General features: G+C 69.5%; 20 protein-coding genes and 1 riboswitch. Of the genes, 10 read left to right on the forward strand and 10 right to left on the reverse strand.

The features are described 5' to 3' along the window. Window positions 1–63 precede the first annotated feature (63 nt). Window positions 64–198: riboswitch (cobalamin riboswitch) on the reverse strand. Between the two features lie 56 nt (window positions 199–254). Beyond that, window positions 255–515 (reverse strand): hypothetical protein, encoded by a 261-nt coding sequence (locus H1A17_RS17930; RefSeq protein WP_091285980.1) that lies wholly within the window; start codon window positions 513–515, stop codon window positions 255–257. A 5-nt stretch (window positions 516–520) separates the two neighbouring features. Then, complete coding sequence (locus tag H1A17_RS17935) at window positions 521–1135, reverse strand: superoxide dismutase (protein WP_194822391.1); 615 nt, start codon at window positions 1133–1135, stop codon at window positions 521–523. 85 nt (window positions 1136–1220) lie between these two features. Here H1A17_RS17935 and H1A17_RS17940 point away from each other — a divergent pair, with 85 nt between their 5' ends. Together H1A17_RS17940 and H1A17_RS17945 are read left to right on the forward strand one after the other, a co-directional pair. Then, a complete protein-coding gene (locus tag H1A17_RS17940) occupies window positions 1221–1679 on the forward strand; it encodes a Fur family transcriptional regulator (RefSeq protein ID WP_194822392.1) in 459 nt (152 codons plus the stop codon). Between the two features lie 467 nt (window positions 1680–2146). Then, on the forward strand, window positions 2147–2584 hold the full coding sequence (locus H1A17_RS17945; protein WP_145920713.1) for a hypothetical protein: 438 nt from the start codon (window positions 2147–2149) through the stop codon (window positions 2582–2584). A 380-nt stretch (window positions 2585–2964) separates the two neighbouring features. Here H1A17_RS17945 and H1A17_RS17950 read toward each other — a convergent pair whose 3' ends face one another. Both H1A17_RS17950 and H1A17_RS17955 read right to left on the reverse strand, forming a co-directional pair. Continuing rightward, window positions 2965–3828 (reverse strand): hypothetical protein, encoded by an 864-nt coding sequence (locus H1A17_RS17950; RefSeq protein ID WP_194822393.1) that lies wholly within the window; start codon window positions 3826–3828, stop codon window positions 2965–2967. A gap of 99 nt (window positions 3829–3927) precedes the next feature. Next, the gene (locus H1A17_RS17955) at window positions 3928–5862 is read right to left on the reverse strand and encodes an Hsp70 family protein (RefSeq protein WP_194822394.1); all 1935 of its coding nucleotides are present in this window, start codon (window positions 5860–5862) and stop codon (window positions 3928–3930) included. Between the two features lie 291 nt (window positions 5863–6153). Here H1A17_RS17955 and H1A17_RS17960 point away from each other — a divergent pair, with 291 nt between their 5' ends. The 8 genes from H1A17_RS17960 (at window position 6154) to H1A17_RS17990 (ending at window position 13119) form a co-directional block, all read left to right on the forward strand. Continuing rightward, window positions 6154–8751, forward strand: coding sequence for a LysM peptidoglycan-binding domain-containing protein (locus tag H1A17_RS17960; RefSeq protein ID WP_228543749.1), 2598 nt, complete (start codon window positions 6154–6156; stop codon window positions 8749–8751). 185 nt (window positions 8752–8936) lie between these two features. Further along, window positions 8937–9065: a hypothetical protein gene (locus H1A17_RS35120; protein ID WP_255542073.1), complete on the forward strand. Its 129-nt coding sequence runs from the start codon at window positions 8937–8939 to the stop codon at window positions 9063–9065. A gap of 86 nt (window positions 9066–9151) precedes the next feature. Continuing rightward, window positions 9152–9493, forward strand: coding sequence for a helix-turn-helix transcriptional regulator (locus H1A17_RS17965; RefSeq protein ID WP_194822396.1), 342 nt, complete (start codon window positions 9152–9154; stop codon window positions 9491–9493). After that, window positions 9490–10035 (forward strand): hypothetical protein, encoded by a 546-nt coding sequence (locus tag H1A17_RS17970; RefSeq protein ID WP_194822397.1) that lies wholly within the window; start codon window positions 9490–9492, stop codon window positions 10033–10035. Before H1A17_RS17965 ends, H1A17_RS17970 begins: the two co-directional genes overlap by 4 nt. Beyond that, the gene (locus H1A17_RS17975; RefSeq protein ID WP_194822398.1) at window positions 10028–10222 is read left to right on the forward strand and encodes a hypothetical protein; all 195 of its coding nucleotides are present in this window, start codon (window positions 10028–10030) and stop codon (window positions 10220–10222) included. The genes H1A17_RS17970 and H1A17_RS17975 overlap by 8 nt, the downstream gene beginning before the upstream one ends. A gap of 182 nt (window positions 10223–10404) precedes the next feature. After that, a complete protein-coding gene (locus tag H1A17_RS17980) occupies window positions 10405–10629 on the forward strand; it encodes a hypothetical protein (protein ID WP_228543759.1) in 225 nt (74 codons plus the stop codon). A 199-nt stretch (window positions 10630–10828) separates the two neighbouring features. Beyond that, window positions 10829–12088, forward strand: a complete 1260-nt coding sequence (locus H1A17_RS17985) for an acyltransferase (protein WP_194822399.1) — start codon at window positions 10829–10831, stop codon at window positions 12086–12088. A 101-nt stretch (window positions 12089–12189) separates the two neighbouring features. Continuing rightward, entirely contained in the window at window positions 12190–13119 is a 930-nt protein-coding gene (locus H1A17_RS17990; protein WP_255542074.1) for an LCP family protein, read from the forward strand. A gap of 35 nt (window positions 13120–13154) precedes the next feature. Here the strand turns inward: H1A17_RS17990 and H1A17_RS17995 are convergent, their stop codons facing one another. From H1A17_RS17995 to H1A17_RS35575, 6 genes are all read right to left on the reverse strand, one after another. Further along, window positions 13155–14009, reverse strand: a complete 855-nt coding sequence (locus H1A17_RS17995; protein WP_228543750.1) for a TylF/MycF/NovP-related O-methyltransferase — start codon at window positions 14007–14009, stop codon at window positions 13155–13157. Between the two features lie 73 nt (window positions 14010–14082). Next, a complete protein-coding gene (locus H1A17_RS18000) occupies window positions 14083–15966 on the reverse strand; it encodes a hypothetical protein (RefSeq protein WP_194822401.1) in 1884 nt (627 codons plus the stop codon). Next, complete coding sequence (locus tag H1A17_RS18005) at window positions 15966–17174, reverse strand: glycosyltransferase family 4 protein (protein ID WP_194822402.1); 1209 nt, start codon at window positions 17172–17174, stop codon at window positions 15966–15968. The genes H1A17_RS18000 and H1A17_RS18005 overlap by 1 nt, the downstream gene beginning before the upstream one ends. Window positions 17175–17186: 12 nt before the next feature. Further along, on the reverse strand, window positions 17187–18119 hold the full coding sequence (locus H1A17_RS18010; RefSeq protein WP_194822403.1) for a glycosyltransferase family 2 protein: 933 nt from the start codon (window positions 18117–18119) through the stop codon (window positions 17187–17189). After that, window positions 18116–19438 (reverse strand): O-antigen ligase, encoded by a 1323-nt coding sequence (locus H1A17_RS35570; protein ID WP_194822404.1) that lies wholly within the window; start codon window positions 19436–19438, stop codon window positions 18116–18118. Before H1A17_RS35570 ends, H1A17_RS18010 begins: the two co-directional genes overlap by 4 nt. Then, window positions 19435–20547 (reverse strand): glycosyltransferase, encoded by a 1113-nt coding sequence (locus H1A17_RS35575; protein ID WP_194822405.1) that lies wholly within the window; start codon window positions 20545–20547, stop codon window positions 19435–19437. Before H1A17_RS35575 ends, H1A17_RS35570 begins: the two co-directional genes overlap by 4 nt. Window positions 20548–20557: the final 10 nt, after the last annotated feature.

Genomic DNA, 20557 nt, shown 5'->3' on the forward strand with positions numbered 1-20557 from the left:
GCCCGACCCGCCCGCGAGGTCGACGGCAGCGCACCCACCTCGTGGATGCGCAGCGCGGGCAGGTCTTCGGACTCGTGGGCGTGACCCGGACACCCCGGATCCCCTACTGGCCGTCGCTTCCCAGGCCATGCGGCCCAGTGCTGATGACGGCGGTCGTTCCCACTCACCGCTGCGGGGCAGTCCCGGATTCCCACCGGTCGGTGCCGTCGGCACGTCTGGTGGTGCCGGCGGCACCGACCGGATGACCACCGCCGTCAGCTGTCGGGCGGAGTGGCGGTGACGGCGACGAGCAGGGACAGTTCCCGCACGAGATCGTCCATGGACTGGCCGCTCTGCGCGCGGAGCAGCCCGAGGCTCAGATCGGCCAGCAGGTAGAAGCCGAGGCTCTTGGCCTGCTCGGAACCGAACGCGGCGAGCAGCTCCTCGGCGCCGCCGAGGTCACCGCGGTGCTTGGCCGCGATGACCCCGGCGGCGCGTTGGACCAGTTCAGCCGCTGCCGGGGTGGGGCTGGTCACGCCGATCAGATCTTTGGCGTGGTGGCGCGGGCGGCGTCGAAGCGGGCGATCACGTCCGGCCAGTTGACCAGGTTCCACAGCCGGTCGACGTAGTCCGGCCGGACGTTGCGGTACTGCAGGTAGTAGGCGTGCTCCCAGGCGTCGAAGACCAGCAGTGGAACGGAGCCCTGGCCGACGTTGCCGTGGTGGTCGTAGACCTGCTCCACGATCAGCCGCTGTCCGAGTGGTTCCCAGGCAAGCACGCCCCATCCGGAGCCCTGCACGCCCTTGGTGGCGGCGGACAGCTGCCCGGCGAACGCGTCGAACGTGCCGAAGTGCTCCTCGATCGCGGCGGCCAGCTCGCCGTCGGGACGGTCACCGCCGTCCGGGGAGAGGTTGCCCCAGAAGATCGAGTGCAGTACGTGCCCGGACAGGTTGAACGCGAACGTCTTCTCCAAACCGACAAGCGTGGAGAAGTCCCCCTTCGCTCGGGCCTCGGCGAGCTGCTCCAGGCCGTCGTTGGCGCCCTTGACGTACGCGGCGTGGTGCTTGTCGTGATGCAGCTCCAGGATCTGCCCCGACATGGCCGGCTCCAGCGCGCCGTAGTCGTAGGGCAGATCCGGCAGGGTGTAAACCGCCATCAGAACTCCTCGGGGTTGCTGCCAAGTTGATGCTCTTGCCACTATCTTGCAATAGAACCGGTGATCGTGCGGCGAGGAGCGGCGGTTGACCACATCGGAGACCGAGCGGGCGAGCGCCGCGGTGCAGCGATTACGCCGCGCTGGCCTGCGCAACACCGCGGCCCGGCGCGGAGCGCTCGACCAACTCGCCCACGCCGTAGGTGGCCGCGGGCACCTCACCGTGAACGAGCTGTATCAAGCCCTGTTCACCCGTGGTGTGGCCGTGGAACTGTCAACCGTGCATCCGGTGCTGCAGCAACTGGTCGAGCTGGGCATCGCCCACACCGTGCCGGTCGGCAGGACGACGACCTTCGGCCTCGCCGACGACGCCCATCACCACGCCGTCTGCGGCACCCGCGGCGACCGGCGGCAACTGCCGGCCGAAGCCATCGCGGCGAGCGTGGCCGCCGCCCGCGCTGTCGGGATCAACACGGAACTATCCGGCCAGCCCAGCGGTGACGTGGTCTACGGGCGGCGTGCGCGGTGCCGAACAACGGCCCGCTGAGGACCGCACCCGCCGGCACACCCCCCGCCCCGGTGTCGGTCGGACCCGGGGCCCGGCACGCCTCTCCGCACCGGGTTGCGCAACCGCGGCGGGCCGACCGGCAGCTGCTCGCTGGCCCTCCGCGCGACGGCACCTGCCAACACACAACTCGAAGACCGCACGGATGCGCAGGCGCTGCTGGCGGACCAGCCTCGGCTCCGCCACGTCGTCACGGAAGCCGACCTGCACACACTGCGAGTAGCCGCGCATCGCCTACGATCTGGCGGATCTCGTTCGGGGTCATGTCAATGCGCGCAACGTTTGATGCTTAGGCATGTTGCTTTCGGATGCCCAGTGGTCGTTGTTCGAGGGGATGCTCCTGAAAGCGCTGGGACGCCTGGGTCGGAAGGGAATGACTGGCGACGTATGATCGCGATGGTGGCGAGGCGTCAGGCCGAGATCCCGGCACCGGTGAGGGAGGGGTCAGGATGTTCGGTCGGAAGAAGAAGCTCGACGCTATGGTGGCGCAGCTCAGGCCTGACCTGAGCCGGGAGTCACTGGGCGTCGGGCCCGACTTCCCGGGCGTCGCCCCGAACCCGCTCCTGAGCAGTGACGCACGCAAGCGCAATGCGGACCTACGTACTGGGGTGCTTGCGCTCGGTGTCCTCGTCGGCTGGCGGGAGGTGAACAGCAACCCTCGCGTGGTCCTGATGTTCGACGTGGAGACCGCCGAGGGCATCTCGTTCCGCGGTATCGCCGACGAAGGTCTCACGATCACCGAGCTCACCCGACTCGCCCCAGGGCAGACGTTGCCCGTGCGCTACCGGCCGGCCGTCATGGACCACTACGTCGCCCTAGCCCGGGACGCGGACCCCGCCCGTGTGCGCCAACTCTCTGACCAGATCGCGAGCCGCAAGCGGACCTGACCGGGAACCCCCGGCACCGGGTGCGGGTTGTGCCGTGACCATGAACGTTCACGATGTTGGTTGACACGCCACCCGTGGTGTCGGTCGGGGCGGCGTCGTGGCGATCAGGCTGTGGCAGATCTTGTACGCGTGCGGCGGCTCAGTGATCAAGAAGGTCAGCAGCTGCTCAGAGTCACCCGTCGGGGAGCCGGTTCACCGATCCGACCGAGGCGGGCGGTGGGGGCTGTCCCGGCCAGATCAGCCCCGATGACGAGGCATCCATCGTCGAGACGGCCAACACCCGCTCCGAGAAACTGGGGCGGCGTTCACCCGGTGGAGCATCCGCAAACTCGCCGACCACCTGCGAGTTCACACAACTCGCCGCGACGTGGCGACATCGTTCAACGCTCAGCGGGAGCGTGGGGCGTCGGAGCGACTGACAGTAGTCGCCGCAGGGCTGGTCTGATGGCGGTGGCGAGGGTGCCGTCGTCGCCGGTATGTAGGGCCAGGTTGACTACGCCCATCGTGGTGTGTGCGGTGGGTGCGTGACGGGCTGCGGTGGCGATGTCGGCCCGGGGGATGTCCGCGAGGAGGTGCCGGATGAGTGCGCCTTCGCCCCAGAACGCCTCGGCGGGGACGGGGAGTCGACCGAGCCATGACAGGAGGATTCCCGCGCGGTCGACCGGTGAAGGTGCGATGGTGGTGAGCTGATCGTTCATGGCATCAAGTTGTGTGGTGGACAGTTCGCCTGCTTGTTGGCCGGTGAGGGGCAGCAGGGCCGGATGGAGTACGTGGGGGACGGCCCGTTCGGTCAGGTGCTGCCTGCCGGCGTCTCCGGCGGGTCGGAACTGTGGGTGTCCTTCGTGCAGATTCAGCAGGTCGGTCAGTGGTGTCAGGAACAGCGGGATCTGGTCCGGGACGCCGTGGGCGGCCAGGAACAGGTGCAGCGCGGCGGGATCTGCCACGTACAGGTCGTTGTGTAGGCGTTGCCGTTCCCAGCTGATGTTGCCGTAGCCGTGGAGGCTGGCAGTGGTGACGAGCTCGTCGGAGTCATCGTGGAGTGCGATGGTGGTGTCGCCGGGGCAGCGGCAGATGTTCTCGGTGAAGCGGCCGGTCGTGGTCAGCTTTCGTGCCGCTTCGATCGTGGAGGGGGAACGTAGTTCGGCCAGGGTCGCCCGGTCGGCCAGGGGGCCGGCGTCCTCGCCGCCGTCGAGGATCCGCACGACGTGCGTCCGCGTCCACACATCCGAGAGCCAGCTGATCACGGTCAACCTCTCCACGCCGTGCCCGGCCCCGCCGCCGATCCGGCATGCGGGTTCGTCGGGCTGTCAGCGTACGGCGCTGGTCTGCGTTTCCTCGGATCGTCAGTTGCCGGGGCGATCGATGAGGCGGCGGAGGGCGTTTCCGGTGTGGGGGAAGGCGAGTCGCAGGGTGTCGGCGGTGAGGCGGATGCCCCACCAGGTGAGGGCGACGAGGTAGCCGATGATCAGGGCGCTGTGGGTGTTGTAGCTGATGACGAGGGCGTAGCCGATGGTGAGGCCGGGTGTGGTGATGAGGCGGATGGTGCGGGTTCGGCTGACGGTCAGGGCGGTGGCGGTGCCGAGGAGTGCGGCGCCGATGGTGCTGGCGAGGCCGGGCATGCCGGTGAGGTCGATGGGTGTGGACAGGGTGTAGGCGGCGCGGATGAGCCAGATGCCGGCTGCGGCGGTGGCGGCGTGGGTGATGGCGGGTCGGGTGAGGGTGAGCCAGTGGGGGAGGGCGTGGGCGGGGATGCGGGGTGCGGTGGCCGCGATGAGGGTGGCGCAGGCGGCGAGGGGAAGTGCGCCGCCGAGGGTCCATTTGAGGTAAGAGGTGTAGTCGAAGGAGAAGGCGGTGCCGGTGGCGAGGCCGTAGAGGGTGGCGGTGATGGTGCCGCCGACGGCGGCGGCGAGGTAGCTGCGGCGGATGAGGCTGCCGGTGGTGGGTTCCTCGGTGGGGGTGGTGGGTGTGCCGGTGAGCCAGGTGGTGGGGGCGAGGTGGGCGATCGCGATGGCGGTGAGCATGGCGAGGGCACCGGCAATACCGAGTTGCGGCAGCGAGGTGCGGGCGCCGACGACCCAGGTGTTGTGGATGGTGATGTCGGCGGTGAGGACGGCCTGCACGAGCAGCGCCAGGGAGCAGGCGCCGATGAGAAGGGTGCCGGTGAGGTCGCTGATGCGCAGCCGGACGCGGGGCAGCCGAGCTGCGGTGGCGCGGGATGCGGGCTGGTGGTGGGCGGTGAGGGTCAGGGCGCCGCCGGTGAGGGCGTGGGGGTGGTCGACGAGGACGGGGGTGGTGCCGGTGGTGTGGGCGAGGTGCTCGGCGACGGCGGGCAGGCCGGGGTTGGGGCGCAGGATGACGGCGGTGAGGTGGCCGGCGTCGACGTCGGCGGCGTCGAGGAGGTCGGTGACGGCGCGGGGGATCTGGTCGAGGACGGGTTGCGCGGCGCGGGTGACGTCGGCGCGGGTGATGATCGCGGGTTGGCGGGGTGCGGGGAGGAGGACGGGGGCGCGTTCCTGGGTGACGAGGAGTTGCCGGGCGGTGCGGACGGCGTCGGCGAGGGCGCGGTGGTCGTTTGCGGTGGCGGAATGGTCGCCGGGGGTGCGGAGGGGGTCGTCGTCGCCGGTGGCGGTGTGGATGACGTGGTCGGTGATGAGGCGGTCGAGGTCGGGGGTGTCGTCGAGGCTTCGGGTGGCCAGTTCGGTGTAGCCGCCGTCGGTGGTGTGCAGGACGGTGAGGGTCGCCGGGTGCCGGTCGGCCTGGCAGACGAGGACGCAGGAGCCGGCGGGTGTGGGGTGGCCGAGGGTCGTGGCGTGGGCGGCGAGCGCGGCGGGTGCGGTGACCAGGGCAGGGGACGGTAGTCCGGCGCGCTGTGCGGCTTCGGTGACCTGGTGGCGGCGGCGTGGCCCCCAGCTCGGTGGGATGGTCACGGTGAGGGCGGTGATCGGCTGACCGATTTGGTGGGCGGCGTTCTGGCCGACATGCCGTAGTACTGCCGCGAGGAGGTCCACGGGGTCGGTAGGTGCGGCATCAGTGGGGGTGGTGGGGGCGGGTTTGCCGAGCAGGGCGGTCGGGTCGTCGACGAAGCGGTGGTCCGCCGGGATGGACGTCGCTGCGTCAACGCCGACGTACAGGTGCCCGGTGGGGCCGATGACGACACCGGGGGGCATGACGAGGCGGCCGTCGATGAGGATCGGGACGCGTGCGCCGTCGCGGCTGACGGTCGCGGCGATGGAGGCGGAACTCAGATCGACGGCTGCCGTGGTGTCCCCGTGTGGCATGGGGGGCAGTCTGGCCCGTGGGGGTGTGGCGACGTCAACCCTGATTGTCCGCGTGATCCTTTGTGCGCGGATGGTGAGAATCCTTCTCGACGCAATAGCCAGCGACGTGCATTCTCCTGTAAGCGGAGAGCTTCACCGATGAGTCGCAGGGAGGGACGGGTGCCGAAGGTGTCCTCGGACAGGGGCGACAGACTCGCCGAGTACGGCACACGGGCCACGGTCCACCCACCCCGCGACAACCATCACCGTCGAGTACCTCTCTCCCGCACCGTCGCCACCGGAGCCCGGGTCATGGCCGCCGCCGGCATCCTCCTGGTGGTCGTGCCAGCCGTGCTGTGGCTCGCCGGCGGCAACCCGCTGCGGCGGCTACCGCAGTGGTCGCAGATCCCCGCCTGGTTCGAACGCTCCAACGGACGGTTCACCCCCGACGTCCTCATCGGCGCGGCGTTCTGGGTGATGTGGCTGCTGTGGGCGGTGTTCGCCCTGCTCCTCGTCGCCGAACTCGTCACCACGCTGACCCGGTGGCGCATCCCGGCGCTCACCCTGCCGGCACCCCTGCACCGCCTGGTGTTCGGCCTGGCCGGCACCGCCGCGCTCGCCGTCACCTCCGCAGGCTCCCTCGACGCGGCGGCAACACCTGACCGGCCGACGACCCCCGTCGCCACCGCCGAACACATCGATGTTCCCCGCCAGGCACCCGCCTCCGGCCCGGCGATCATCCAGGTCGCCGACCAGCGGTACCTCTACACCGTCGAACGCCACGACACCCTGTCCAAGGTCGCCAAGGAATGGCTCGGCGACGCGAACCGGTGGCCGCAGATCTGCCAGCTGAACAAACACCGCCACTTCCCCGGCACCGGCGGCACCCTGCGCGACTGCGACCTCATCTACCCCGGCTGGGAACTGCGGCTACCCGCCGACGCCCGCCCACCACACGCCGCGACCCCAGCGACCCCGACCACCCCACCACCGCAAGCCCCGCACCGTTCGGGACCACCACCGGCCTCCGCCAGCGCCGACCCGCAACCCCCAGCACCCACCACCCGACCGTCCGACACCACCGAAACGCCGGCAACCAGCCCGAGCAGCACGCCGGCAACCCCAACCATCAGCGGGACGCCGCCAGCGCCCTCACCCACCGAGCCGACCCCCACCCCGCAACAACCCACGGCCGTCGACCCGACCACGACCATCGACGGACATGGGGTACGGCTGTCGGCCACCGAGTGGCTGCCCTGGTCGCTGGCCGCCGCGATCAGCGCCGCCGCCACGATGGTCTGGCTGCACCGTCGCCGCCGCTACACCGGTGAACCCGACACCGAACCCCTCACCGCGCTGCCGGCACCGGTCGTCCAGGTCCGCCGCGCCGTCACCGCCCACCCATCAGAGCCGGGCAGCGACGAGCAGCCACCGAGCCCGCACCCCGTACTCACATCGCCGCCCGGTGGCGGAATCGGCATCATCGGCGACGGCGCGCACGCCGCCGCCCGCGCCACCCTCGTCGCCGTCCTCGCCGCAGGCGACCCCCACCACCCCGACAACCGCGGCGAAATCATCATCGACACCGCCACCCTGACCACCCTCCTCGGCCCCGACGCCACCACCCTCACCCCATGGCCACGGCTGCACCTCGTCGACACCCTCACCGACGCACTCACCACGATCGAAACCCACCTGCTGCACCGCAGCCGCATCCTCGACGACCACACCCTGACCGACCTCGACACCACCCCACACCCGGACACCCCCGACGCGGGAGCCCTACCACCGATCGTCCTGATCACCGACGCACCACCACCCACTGCCCGGATGCGAACCAAGACCGCCCTCACCCTGGGCGCGGACCTGCACATGTCCGCGCTCCTGCTCGGTGAATGGACACCCGACGCCACCGTCGACGTCACCACCGACGGACACACCCACCCTGCGGCCGAGCAGCCCGCCGGACCGGTGCCGCCACAACTGCCGATGCTGGAAGCCGCCACAGCGATGCAGATCCTGCAAACCCTCCGCGAGGCGCACACCGGCACACCACCCGCCGCCGCACCCGCCGTGCCCGTGCCCCTGTACACCAGCCGAGCTGCCACGCCACCCGCCGACACCGCACCACCGCCGGGCACCGACCGGCCCTCCGACGATGTCCCCACGGGACGCGCTCGACTGCGGGTACTGGGTCCACCGCGCATCGAAGGCATCACCGGGCTGGGACGTCCGCTGCGCGCCAAAGCCCTCGAACTGGCGGTGTACCTCGCCGTGCACCCCGACGGGGCCGCCACCCGCGAAATCGGCGAGTACCTCGAACCCGACGCCCGCCTCAGCCAAGCCGACCAACGCGTCCACACCAACGTGTCGAACCTGCGACACGTACTCGGTCGCGCCGGCACCGCAGACACCAAGAACGCCTACGTCATCAAAACCGCCGGACGATACCGACTCGACCCGACGACCGTCGACGTCGACGTGTGGACCCTGCGCGACCTGATGCGCAACGCCACCATCGCCACCGGACCCCGCCGCCGCGAACTCCTCACCACCGCCTGCGACCTCTGCACCGCGCCACTGGCCGAAGGCCAGGACTACGAATGGCTACCCCCACACCGCGAGACCATCCGACGCTGGGGCACCGAAGCCCATCTCCTCCTCGCCGACGACCTGCTCCATCATGATCCGCAAGCCGCATCCGACCTGCTCGACAAAGCCATCACCCTCGACCACTACAACGAAGCCCTCTACGTCAAAGCGATGCACGCCCGCCACACCCTCGGCGACGCCGACGGCATCCGCACCCTCCTCCGCGCCCTCACCAAAGCCCTCACCGACCTCGACACCCAACCCCACGACGACACCATCACCCTGGCCACCCAACTCCGCACCAACCTGAGCAAGTAAACTCAGAGCTGTACAAACAGGGCTGAGAATGTCCCGGGACACGGAATCCTGCGAACGGTTCACGTGGGAGCCGCCGCAATGCATGTGGGAGTCACCGGTCAGGTGCCTGATGTCGTCGTCCTGAACGGCGGCCCGGGACGCTCCATCAAAGCGGGGGGAACTCAACCCGGGTCGCGGTCGCCGGGGTGGAGAGCGACGAAGACCCGGATAGTGACTACTGGCAGCCTTACACCGCCCACCACACCCCGGCTCAGGCGCGGGAACTGGCAGCGAAGCTGCGCGCGTTCGCCCGCGCCTCGGCCAGCCGACCCTGACCGGGGGGCCAGAGCCGGCGGGCTCTCCTCCCGGATCAACTCGACCTAAGTAGACACCGGTGGGCTACCTAGGTAGAGTTTCGCCCATGACTATGGGACCACGCCTTACCGCGCAGACGGTAGCGGTGGTACGCGCGCTGCTGACCGAGCCGGCTAAGGCTCGCTGGGGGCGCGACATCGCCGCTGAGACAGGATTGAAGTCCGGCAGCCTGCACCCGATCCTGGCCCGCCTGGAGCGGGCCGGATGGGTGGAGAGCTATTGGGAGGACCCGGCCGAGCACGAGGACGCCGGCCGGCCCCGTCGCCGCTACTACCGGTTCACCTCCGATGGAGCCGAAACGGCACGCCTCGCGCTCGCCGAAGCCACCCAGTCCGCCGCTCATGCCCCCGCTCTGGGCCGGCTGTCACCGCAGTCTGGTTGCGCATGAAGGCCGCAATCTGGCTGCACATGAGGATGGACGCCGAGATGGCATCCAGCGGAAGCAACCGCAAAGGCAGTGAACTCGAGACTCCTGTCGACGACGCAGCTCGGGTCGTTGACGGCCCCAGCGTTGTCGGTGTCGTCGCTTCCCGCCGGGGCGTCATCGTCCGCCCAGTCACCGTCGTCTTCCCAGCCGCCGCCGCTATCGGCCTCACCGGCGTCATCGCCACCGGAACCGACGTCGCCCTCGCTGTCGCCAGCGCCGCCTTCGCTGTCGCTAGCACCGTTATCGCTGGGGCCGACGTCAGGCGCAATGTGAGACTCCTGCCTGGAGCCGGAGGCGCGGTGTTGTTGCGCGGCGCGGCGGGCCTGCTGCCGGGATGGGCGGCGTGCCGCTACCGCGAGGAGTGGGCTGGGGAGTTGTACGACCTGCGTGCCGAGGGTGCGTCGTGGTGGAGGCGCGCCGGGTACATCCTCGGGATCCTGCTGTGCGGCGTTCCGAAACTGGCGGTTGGGCTGCGTCTGGGAGGGGAGCGGTCACGTGCCTGAGTGGGTTCCCGTCACGCTCGTGCTGACCTACGTCGGCATGGTGGTCCTGATGGCCGTGTCCAGCGTGTTCAGCGAGACCGCGCCCCGCCGCGACGCCGCTTACAAGGTGCTGCGGGCGCTGCTGCCCTGGGGCGCGGTCAGCGTGGCCGCCCACGCGATAATCACCTACGCCATCACGGGCATGTAGCGCGCGAGGGTGCCGCCGGCACGGCGCGCACCCTCCCGGGCCGGCCGGAGTGATTCCGCAGATCGCCCCGGCCTCAAGATCATGCCGAGCAGATCGCGGTGGCGTACGACAGCTGGTCGTCGACTTGGCCCTGTGTGCTCACACCCTGCTAGCCGGGGACTGGCAGGGTGCCGTGAACGTTCGTGGTCACGGCACTAGATGCCTGGATCAGCCGCGCCCGCCACGCCGCATCCCCCGCGATCCGCGGCTTCGCCAGCGACTGTGACGCCGTCATTGCCGGCCTCACTCAGCCCGGGCGCTCAGGCCTCGTCGAGAGCCAGGTCAACCGCATCAAGACCATCAAGCGCAAGATGTACGGCCGCGCGAACCTCGACCTCCTCCGCAAACGCGTCCTGGCCACCCTGTGAGCCATCAACAAGATCAATCACAAAATGTACCAGAGCCAGTTTCAGGTGGAGCCGACAGACGTACCGGGTTCTGCACTCGAAACCGTCCGTCGACGGGTGAATTAGCTAATTGGCACCATTGGTAGATTTTAAGGCGATAATGGCGTTTTGATCCGGTGGTTACTCGCCGGAGCCCGACTGACCGTGACAGGGGTGCCCGATGGAAAAAACGGAGACTGGGCGCGCAGTCCGCAGGACTCTTGCTGAGCGCTACGATCCGCAGGACAACGCCTTCGGGTTCCTGCGGCTGACGTTGGCCCTCGGTGTGCTCATCGCACACGCCTGGCCACTCGGTCTGGGCCGACCGAGCTTCGGGGCCTCGCTCACCTTGGGGCAGAGTGACCTGGGCACCCTGTCGGTGCAGGGGTTCTTCGTCATCTCCGGCTTCCTGGTCGCCGGCAGCGCACTCCGGCTCTCCCCGGGTCGGTTCGCCTGGCACCGGGCGCTGCGTATCCTGCCCGGCCTCTGGGTCTGCCTCGCGGTGACCGCACTACTGATCGCGCCGGCGGTCCACCTGATCGAGCGGGGCGACCTGACCGGCTTCTGGACACACCCTGAGGGCCCGCTGCGTTACCTCGCCGTCAACTGGCTCGGCGCGATGGATCAGTATCCGATCTCCGGTCTGCTGGCAGACACCCCGTTCGGCCGAATGATGGGCGGCCCGAGTGCCTTCGACGGATCGCTGTGGAGCCTCCGCTACGAGTTCGCCTGCTACCTGCTGATCGGCTTGCTGGCCGCGACGGCGGTGCTGCACCGTGCAGCCCGCTTCGTGCTGGCGCTCACCATCGGCGCCTACCTGCTCATTCTCAACGATCTGCTGACCGTCGCCGACTGGACCGACCGACCGCCGACACGGGGAGCGATCACCCTGCCGCTGCTCGGCAGTTTCACCACCGACTGGACGCTCTACCTCACTTTTCTGTTCCTACTCGGCGTCTGCGCTCGCCGCTACGCCCACCGGCTACCGATCGCCGGAAGGTACGCCGCGGCGGCCGGAATCGTCGTGCTCGTCTCCATGTGGTTCGGTGGTTTCTTCGCCATCGGTCTGCCCGCCTTCGCCTACCTCGTGCTCTACGTCGCGGTGGCGGCACCCCGGGTGCTGCGGCGGATCGGCCGACACCGGGACTACTCCTACGGCATCTACATCTACGCGTTTCCGGTGCAGCAGGTGCTGGCGTTGCTCGGCGGAGCCTCGGAGGGCCTGCTGATCTACGTCGTGCTTTCCGTGGTCGGTACGCTGGTGTTCGCCGTACCCAGCTGGCACCTGGTGGAAGGCCCGGCGCTACGTGGCAGGAACTGGCTTGTCGTCCGGTCGCAGGATGACGTCAATGACCGCCGCCGCTCCGCCGCCAGCGAACTTCGGACGCCGACCCAACTGCGCCCGGTCACCGACGAAGCACCCAGACCTGTGTCGCGATGAGCACGAGGAACCCGGCGCGACATTGGCGTCGTCTGACCCGTCAGCGGAGGGCGGTGCTCGCCGTCATGGTCGTCGGCGCGATGGTCTGTGTCGGTCTCGTGATGCTCGCTTCGGGCGCCCGCCACCGATACGAGGGCCGCGTGCACCGCGAGGAGATCCTCGGCCAGGGCACCGCACCCCGCGACGAGTATCGGTGGCATCGGGGACCGTTGAACCTTCTGCTGCTCGGCTCGGACTCCCGCGACGGTGAACCGGACCAGGGGGAGTACTCGGGCCAGCGCTCGGACACCATCATGCTGGCGCACCTCAACGGCGCCAGAGACGCTGTGACGATGGTATCGATTCCTCGGGACAGCTACGTCGAGGTGCCCGCCCGCACGGGTGTCTGGGACGGTGGCAGGAACAAGATCAACGCGGCGTTCGCCTTCGGTGGAGCCGCCCTCGCCGCCGAGACGGTGCACCGGCTCACCGGTGTGACCATCGATGGCGTCGTGGTGGCGAACTTCGCCGCCGTACGCACGATCGTGGACGCCGTCGGCGGCATCACCGTCTGCCTACCGTACGAGGTCACCTCCACTACCACCGGCAGGCAGTGGACGGCCGGCTGCCATCGACTCGACGGCAACGCCACAGAGGACCTGGTCCGGCAGCGGCACGGAGTGCCCGGCGGGGACCTGGGCCGCATCCTCGACCAGCACCTTGTCGTCAAGGCGATCGCGCAGCAGCTCAGCCCGACCAGCCTGATCGCCAACCCGACCCGGATGGACCGGCTGCTGACCACCGCCGCCGAGTCGCTCACCGTCGACGAGAACCTCGATCTGACCGACCTGGCGCTTGCGTTACGCCACGTCCGCACCGAACGAATCCGCTTCGTGACGGTACCGGTCAGCGACCCCGGCCTCGACACCCCGGCGGGCTCGGCGGTACTACTCGACAGCCAAGCCGCAGCCGAGCTGTTCACCGCCGTGCGCGAGGACACCGTCGACCGATGGCTCACCGACCATCCCCGATATGTGAGTACGACCGACTGAGTCCTCAGAGGAAACGGCCCGGATGTCATGCCCGGTCATCGGGAACGGCGCCAGTACCGGCAGGTCCAGTCCACCCGATGCAGCTCGTCGGTGATGCCATGCTCGGCCCGGAAGTCGTCAACGGCCTGCTTGCAGCCCCGCACCGCATGGTAGTCGTCGGCGATCACGTAGCCGCCGACCGAAAGCTTCGGGTAGAGGCTGCGCAGCGCGACCATCGTCGAGTCGTACATGTCACCGTCGAGGCGGATCACGGACAACTGCTGCACCGCAGCGCCGGGCAGGGTGTCCTGGAACCAACCTGGCAGAAACCGGACCCGCTCGTCCAGCAGGCCGTACCGCCGGAAGTTGTTCTCCACCTGCTGTTGTGACACCGCCAGGATCGGCTGGGACCAGAGCGCGTCCTCCTCGTCCTCGACCCGACCCGGCTCGGCCCTCGGCAGGCCCTGGAACGAGTCTGCCACCCACACGGAACGCTCCTGATCGCCATAGGCGCGCAGCATTCCACGCATGAAGATCACCGCGCCGCCGCGCCACACCCCGGTCTCGATCAGATCGCCCGGGACGTTACGCTCCAACACGTCGGCTATGCAACGCTCCAGGTTGTCGAGCCGACGCAGACCGATCATGGTGTCCGCCTCGGGCGGCCAGTCCCTACCGTTGGCGCGGGCGTCGGCGTCGAACGGGAACCGTAACACCAGCTCCAACCCGCGGCGTTGGAGCAGGTGCTTGAACCGATGGTAGATACGGCCGTGCAGGGAGGCAGCCCGCGGCTGGTACGGCATCCAGGTCTCCTGAAAAACATACCGGGTCAGCGCCTGCTTGAGCAGTTCGCAATACAGGACGCGGGGATCGGTCACCCCGGTCCGGTCCGTGGTCATCGTCTCGGTCATCGAAATCCTCTCAGGTATGGACGGGTCCACGTGGTCTCGACAGTGACCGCGCCGACCCGGGAACGGACGGTCATCACCGGCGGCTGTCGGGCCGCCGGTAGCCGCCACCCTCGGTGAGTACCCCGTTGGGGACGTAGCGGGAACCCTCCGGCTCCGCCTCCCGCTTGCTCGGCACCGCTTCGATCGGCACGCGACCGGTCGGCGGTCGCGATGACTGGCTGCTCGGCTCAGGCCGCACCAACGGCCGGCTGCGCAGCAGGCTGGGCAGTTCCTTGGCACCGATCGGAGCCACAACGGTGGGGACCGCCTTGTCGGCCCCCAACCTGCGGTGTCGCGCCACCGGCACGACCTGCCGAACGTTCGGCAAGACCGCTGGCTCCCCGGTGGTCTCGACGCCGACCGGCTCCCGGGCCGGCTCGGCCGCAGCCACCCGTTCGGGAACTACCGGCTCGACCACGGCCGCTCGTCCGCTGGCATGTCCGGCCACGGCTGACTGGTTGGAGGCCTTCTCGGTCGGGCGCGTGATCCGCGACGCCGCGTGGCGGCTGCGGGCTGACCGGCGGCTTTCGGTGACAGCGGCGGTGGGACCGGACACCGGCTCGGTCTCGGCAGGAGCGACAGGCAGCGACCCGAGGGTGCCGGTCGTGGCCTCCACCGTCCGGCGGCCGGTCTGGTCGGCGGCACCGACCGCGATCACCCCTACCAGTGGCAGGTTCAGCTGACGCAACAACCGCGCAGCCCGGGCCGCTTCGGCCAGCCGGGTGCGGCCGGCCACCACCACCAACAGCACCCCGTCGACGTGCTGGGCCAACACTGCGGTGTCGCTGCTGGCCAGGACCGGCGGCGCGTGCACGAGCACCGCCTCCTCGGTCTCCTCGAGAGCGTTGAGCAGGTCGGCGAGTTCCCGGGTCCGCTGCGGAGTCAGACAGTCCTGCGGCTCGGTCGGCAGCACGGTCAGCGTCGGATGCCCGGGTAGCACGCCCGGGGCGCGCTGCTCACCGACAACCTGTTGCCAGGTGAACGACGCGTCCGGGAAGTGCCCGGAGAGCACCGGGTCGCGGACCGCGCCGTCGACCACCGTGACCCTGCGATGCTCGGCGGCCACCCCCAGTCCGAGCAGCGCGGTGAGCAACGCCGCGCCGTCGTCGTCGCGCACGCTGGTGACCAGCAGCCGTTGACGCCCGATCGACGCGGTCAACATGCTCACCGCCGCGACAGTGGCCCGGGTCTGTTCGGCGACCTCCCGCCGGGCGAACAGTGCCGACGCATGATGGCGGGCGAACCGTTGGGGCAACGGTGGCAGGGCACCGACGACGGGCAGCATCAGCTGCGATTCCACCTGCCCGACATCGCGGACGTGAGGGTCGAAGCGGTCCCGCAGCACCATCGCACACCAGCCGGCCAGCAGGCCGATCATCGCCCCCAATGCGCTGTTGAGTAGCGGCTTCGGAAACGAAGCCGTCGCCGGCGGGCTGGCGGTGTCGACTACCCGGGTGGCCACCGGTGTGTCCCTGCCCAGTTTGAGGCGGGTCAGTTGTTTGCTGACCGCCGCAGTGGCCGCGTTGGCGAGATCGGCCGCCTGCTGCGCCGATGGGGCACTGGCTCCGATCGTGATGATCTGCAGACCCGGCTCGTACGTGCCCCATACGCGGCCAACGAGCGATTGTTCCGGCACGGACATCGCCCTGGCCGTCTCGACGGCCGCCTCCCGGGAGCCAACCAACTTCGCCACGGTCGGGGCGAGGTTCTGGGCAAGCGCGAGACTCCGCTCTGCGGAACGGTCCTCGTCCGGCGGTGTCGCCGTCAGCAGAAGCGATGACTGTGCCTCATAGCGGGCCGGTAGGAGCGGGGTCAGCACCTGAGCAGCGGCCAGGCCAGCGCAGAGGCCGAGCAGCGGCAGCGCTATCCGGTGCCAAAACATCGTCACACCGCCGTTGAAGCCCATTGAGCGTCCCATCAGACTCGCACCTCTCCCTTCAACTCGGCGGGATCACCGAACCTCGGCCGGCTGGTCGGCGCGGCTGTAGCGGCTGCGGCCAACCCGTGCCAGATGTCGTGCAGCCTGTCGGCAACCCGCTCCCAGGTGAACTCCGTCTCGACCCGGTGCAGGCCCCGAGCCGCCAGGTCGGTGGTCAGGCCAGGTTCGTCTCTGAGCCGGGTCAGCTGGTCGGCCAACGCGGTCACGTCTCCGGCAGGGAAGATCAGACCAGCGTCGCCGACGACGTAGGGGATCTCACCGACGTCGCTGCCGATCACCGGAACGCCACATGCCATGGCCTCAACCAGCACGCGGCCGAACTGCTCGCGCAGCGGGATGCCGACCCAGGGCAGCACGTTGCGCTGTATGACCTCCACGGATGGCAGCGCCAGGGTGCTCATCGCACCGAGCAGCGCCGGCAGCTGGTCGTGGGTCACCCAATTGTGCCGCCGTACCCGTCCGGGGCGGCGCTTGCCGGCGAGGTCGATCTCCGCGGCGAGGCTACCGTCACCGACGAGCAGCACGTCGCAGTCGACCAGCTCAGCGGCACGCAACAGGTCAAGGACTCCCTTATGCGGCTCGAGTCGGCCGACGAACCCGACAGTGAACCGGCCGTCCCTGCCGGTTTGCGCCGACGGACGGAAAGTTCGGGTGTCCACCCCCAGAGGAACGATGCTGCTCTGTCCCCGGTACCCCTTCGCCTGCAGGACCTCCCGGGCCTGCGGAGTGATCGGCAGGGTCATCCGCACCGACCGGTACGCGGCCTGCTCCAGGATCGGGAAGGGCAGCGGGAACCGGGTCACCACGTTCTGCGCGGCGTAGAGCGTCGTCGGAACGCTAGGCCAGTGTCGTCGGCACAGCCGCAACACCTGCCAGGTCGACAGGTATGCGGCCTCACCGATGACGTGCACGACGTCCGGTGGTTCGGCGGGTAGGTCGTCCAGCGCCAACCTGCGGAACATCACCGAGGCCATGTGTCCGCTACGCCCTTCGCCAAGCCAGTGCGGCACGACGCGCGCATTGAAGTTGGTGTGTATACGGGCCAACCGGTCGAAGTCTTGGCGGGTTGCCTCGGAGACGTCGGCGGCGATCACGCTGAAGCGGAGATCCGGATGGTTGCAGAGGACGTCGAAGAGATCGGTCCAGTGCTCGGTCCGCGATCCCACGACAAACGTCAGAACGTGCATCACAATTTTCCTTCAACTGGGCAGACGGGATATCGCGAGTCGGCCGACCCGGGTCCAGGCCCGCAATCGGGCCAGGCCGACTCGTGGTTGCAGGGACAGCCGAACACCGGCCAGGCCGATACCGAGCAGCGCCCGCAGCAGGACCACCACCCGAACCAGATGCCGGCTGCGTGACCGGTGCCGGCTGAAGAACAGCAGCATGCTGCGATACAGGTGCGGCCAGATCCAGAGCGGATCACTGCTGCTCGCCCCGCCGATGTGGCAGGCGCTCACTGCCGGCACGTAGAGCACTTCAGCACCTCGGTGCCGGGCCTGGAGGCAGAACTCCTCGTCCTCGTAGTACATGAAGTACGCCTCGTCGAGTCCACCAATGGCGCAGAAGAGCCTGGTGGGTACCGCGAGGCAGGCACCGGAGAGCCAGTCCACCGGGGTGGGCCGGTCACCGCGCAGGCAGGCGTCGTACGTGAGCCGATGCCGTCGCCCGGACAACCACCAGCGCAGCGGCACCGGCACCAGTGGCCCGCCGAAGCGGCTCGCCACCACCGTCGTCAACGTCTCGAAGGGGTGGGCGCTCACCGCGACCCGCCCGGCGGGGTCGACCAGTCTCGGTCCGGCCACCCCGTACCGTTCGGTCGCCACGCGGACGAGTTCGTGGGCGGTCGTCGGCGGCACGACGCAGTCCGGGTTGACCAGCAGCAGCACCGCGCTGTCGACGCCGAGCGCCGCCTGGTTGACGGCCGCGGCGAAGCCGAGGTTCTCCGTATTCGCCAGCACCGTCACGGTGGGGAAGAGTGCGCGGACCAGATCCACCGTCTCATCGGTCGAGGCGTTGTCGACCATGCGTACCGGCAGGTCGGCCTGGTGCAGCGCGGCCAACGTAGCGGGGATCTGGCGGGCGGAGTTGTGTGTCACCACGATCGCGGTGGCGTCGGAGCGGGACGTCATCGGACAACCTCCAGGCGCCGCCAAGCCGTGGTCGGTGACACCGTCGTCGGCATCGTCGACCAGGCCGGTGACGGTCGTGTCGTCGGCAGCGTGAGCAGGGTCAGGGCGGGCAGTAGACCGAGTTCCCAGTGCCCGTCGGTCGGAGCGGCGAACAACGCCGCAGCAAGGAACCCGCAGCACAATGCGGCGAACGGCACGGACGGCGCATCCCGGACGGCGAGACCGGTCCGGATGCTGCGCACGATCGGCCAGAGCACCAGGGCGAGACCGACCAGACCCACGTTCGCCAGGAGCGTGACGTAGTACGCGTGGTAGACCGGCCCGACGTCGGTGGATGCGAAGTCGGCGAGATAGACGTCGGCGGTGGACTGCCCCAGGCCGGCACCGAGCACCGGACGGTGCGCGAAGACCTCCAACCCGACGGCCGACTCCGGGCCCCGGTACCCGGCGGACTGCTCCAGTCCGGTGGCGATCTCCTGGGCCCGCTGCTGCACACCGGGCGTGAAGACCAGCACGACACCCAATGCCAGGCCGGCCGCCGCGGTGGCGGTCAGTCCGGTGCGGATGCTACGTCCGCCGCGCAGCAGCAGGACCGCGATCGTCACCAGAGCCGCGAGCCAGATGCCCCGGTAGGAGGCGAGCAGCACGTCGGCGGCGAAGAACCCGGCGACCACGACCGTGAGGATCCGACGCCAGCCATGCACCCGCCCGGCGAGCCAGACCAACGGGGGGATCGCCAGCAGGGTGAGCAGTCCACCGTGTCGCCCCGGCAGAGTCATCGACGCCGCTGTCAGCCCCGCCGCGACAACCACGTACGCCAGCCCGCCCGCAGCGAGCCGCCGGGGCGTGGTCAGCGAATGGGTGGCGAGGAAGAAGTACATCGGCACGACGGTGATCTGGTACCCGGCGACCAGTACCTCCGAAGGCAGGTTCCCGATCGCCAAGCCGTAGCCGGCGGTGATGCCGGTCAGGACGACCACGACCATCATCCCGAGATCGGCGGGGGTGTGCCGGGGCCCCGGGTCCAACCGCAGCCAGTACCGGACCAGCAGAGCAGCCACCCCGGTCGCCAGGAGCAGCAGGTGCGCGACGATGTACGTTCGGACGTCCCCTCCGCTGGTCACACCGCCGATCACGGCTCCGCCGAGAATGCCAACCGGCAGCACCAGCCATGGCCAGAGCAGAAACACGAACAGCGTCACCAGTGCACCGGCACCGGCCAGCGCGAGTTGCCCCGGCAGCATCAGCAGCACCGACACCAAGCTGCCGAACGCGGCACCGGCCAGCGCGACGGTGGCTGGTCCGACGGCCCGCCTCACGACGGCAGCCCTTCGAGAAGGTTGCGCAGGCGCTGGCCGCGGTGGGCCCAACTGTTGGCTACCGCCACCGCCCGGCGGCGGGCGATCTGCGTCGGCCCGGTGGCCGTGTCGAGTTCGGTAGCGATCGCTTCGACGAAAGCCGCCGGGCCGGCGGCGATCCGGACCAGACCAGTCATTTTCCGCAGCGCGGGCAGAGGAGTGGCGACCACGGGCTTGCCTAGGGCGAGGTACTCGTAGCACTTTTTCGGATGTACGTAGTCGATACGTCCGCCGACCCGGTACGGAATGACCGTCACGTCGCAGCCCCGCAGCAGAGCCGGAATGTCGGTGTATCCGATCGGGCCGGTCAGTATCACGTTGTCCAGTCCTCGCAGTGGTGCCCGCCCGGCTCGGCTGCTCGGCCCGATTAGCAGGAACGTCCAGTCCGGACGGGCGTGCGCGACGGCGGCGACCAGATCGGCGTCGAAGGCCCGGGTGTCCACCGCCCCGCAGTAGCCGACGATCGGACCGCGCAGGCAGGCCACCAGGGGTGCGACAGGACCATCGACCGCGAAGTGCGTCGGATCGCACCCGTTGGGCAGGACCACCGGGACGCGACCCAGCGGCGGCATCCGCTCGGGCAGCGCCGACGACGAGGCGAGCACCAGGTCGGCGGCGGTCAGGGCCCTGGCCAGGTTACGGCGCAGGTGTCGACGGTTCCACCAGCGGGTGAAGGTCCAGTCCAGGTCGGTGGCGTCGTAGACCACGGCGGCTGTGGGCAACCGGCCGGCGTAGGGCGCGGCCAGGTCCTCGTCGATCCAGAGCAGGCGTATCCGACCTCCGTGGTGGTGCAACCAGCGGCGGAGGGCGCCCGCAGCCACCCACCGGTTGATCTCGTTGCCCGGCGGCAGATGCCGACCCAACGGCACGGCGGTGGGCGGCACGGCATGCCAGAGCGCCCGGTCGACCTGGGTCACCGTCGCCTGCCAGCGGGGCCGCTGTCCGGGTGGATCGACGAACATCACGTGGTGTTCGGTGGTGAGTTCCCGGGCCAGGGCATGTTGGCGATGTGCGCCGCCTACCCAGGGGGTGCCGCTGAACAGCACGGCCCACGGCATGGCCGTACGCACGGGATCACTG

Source organism: Micromonospora sp. S-DT3-3-22 (assembly GCF_015354745.1).
In the GTDB taxonomy this organism is placed as follows: Bacteria; Actinomycetota; Actinomycetes; order Mycobacteriales; family Micromonosporaceae; genus Micromonospora; species Micromonospora wenchangensis.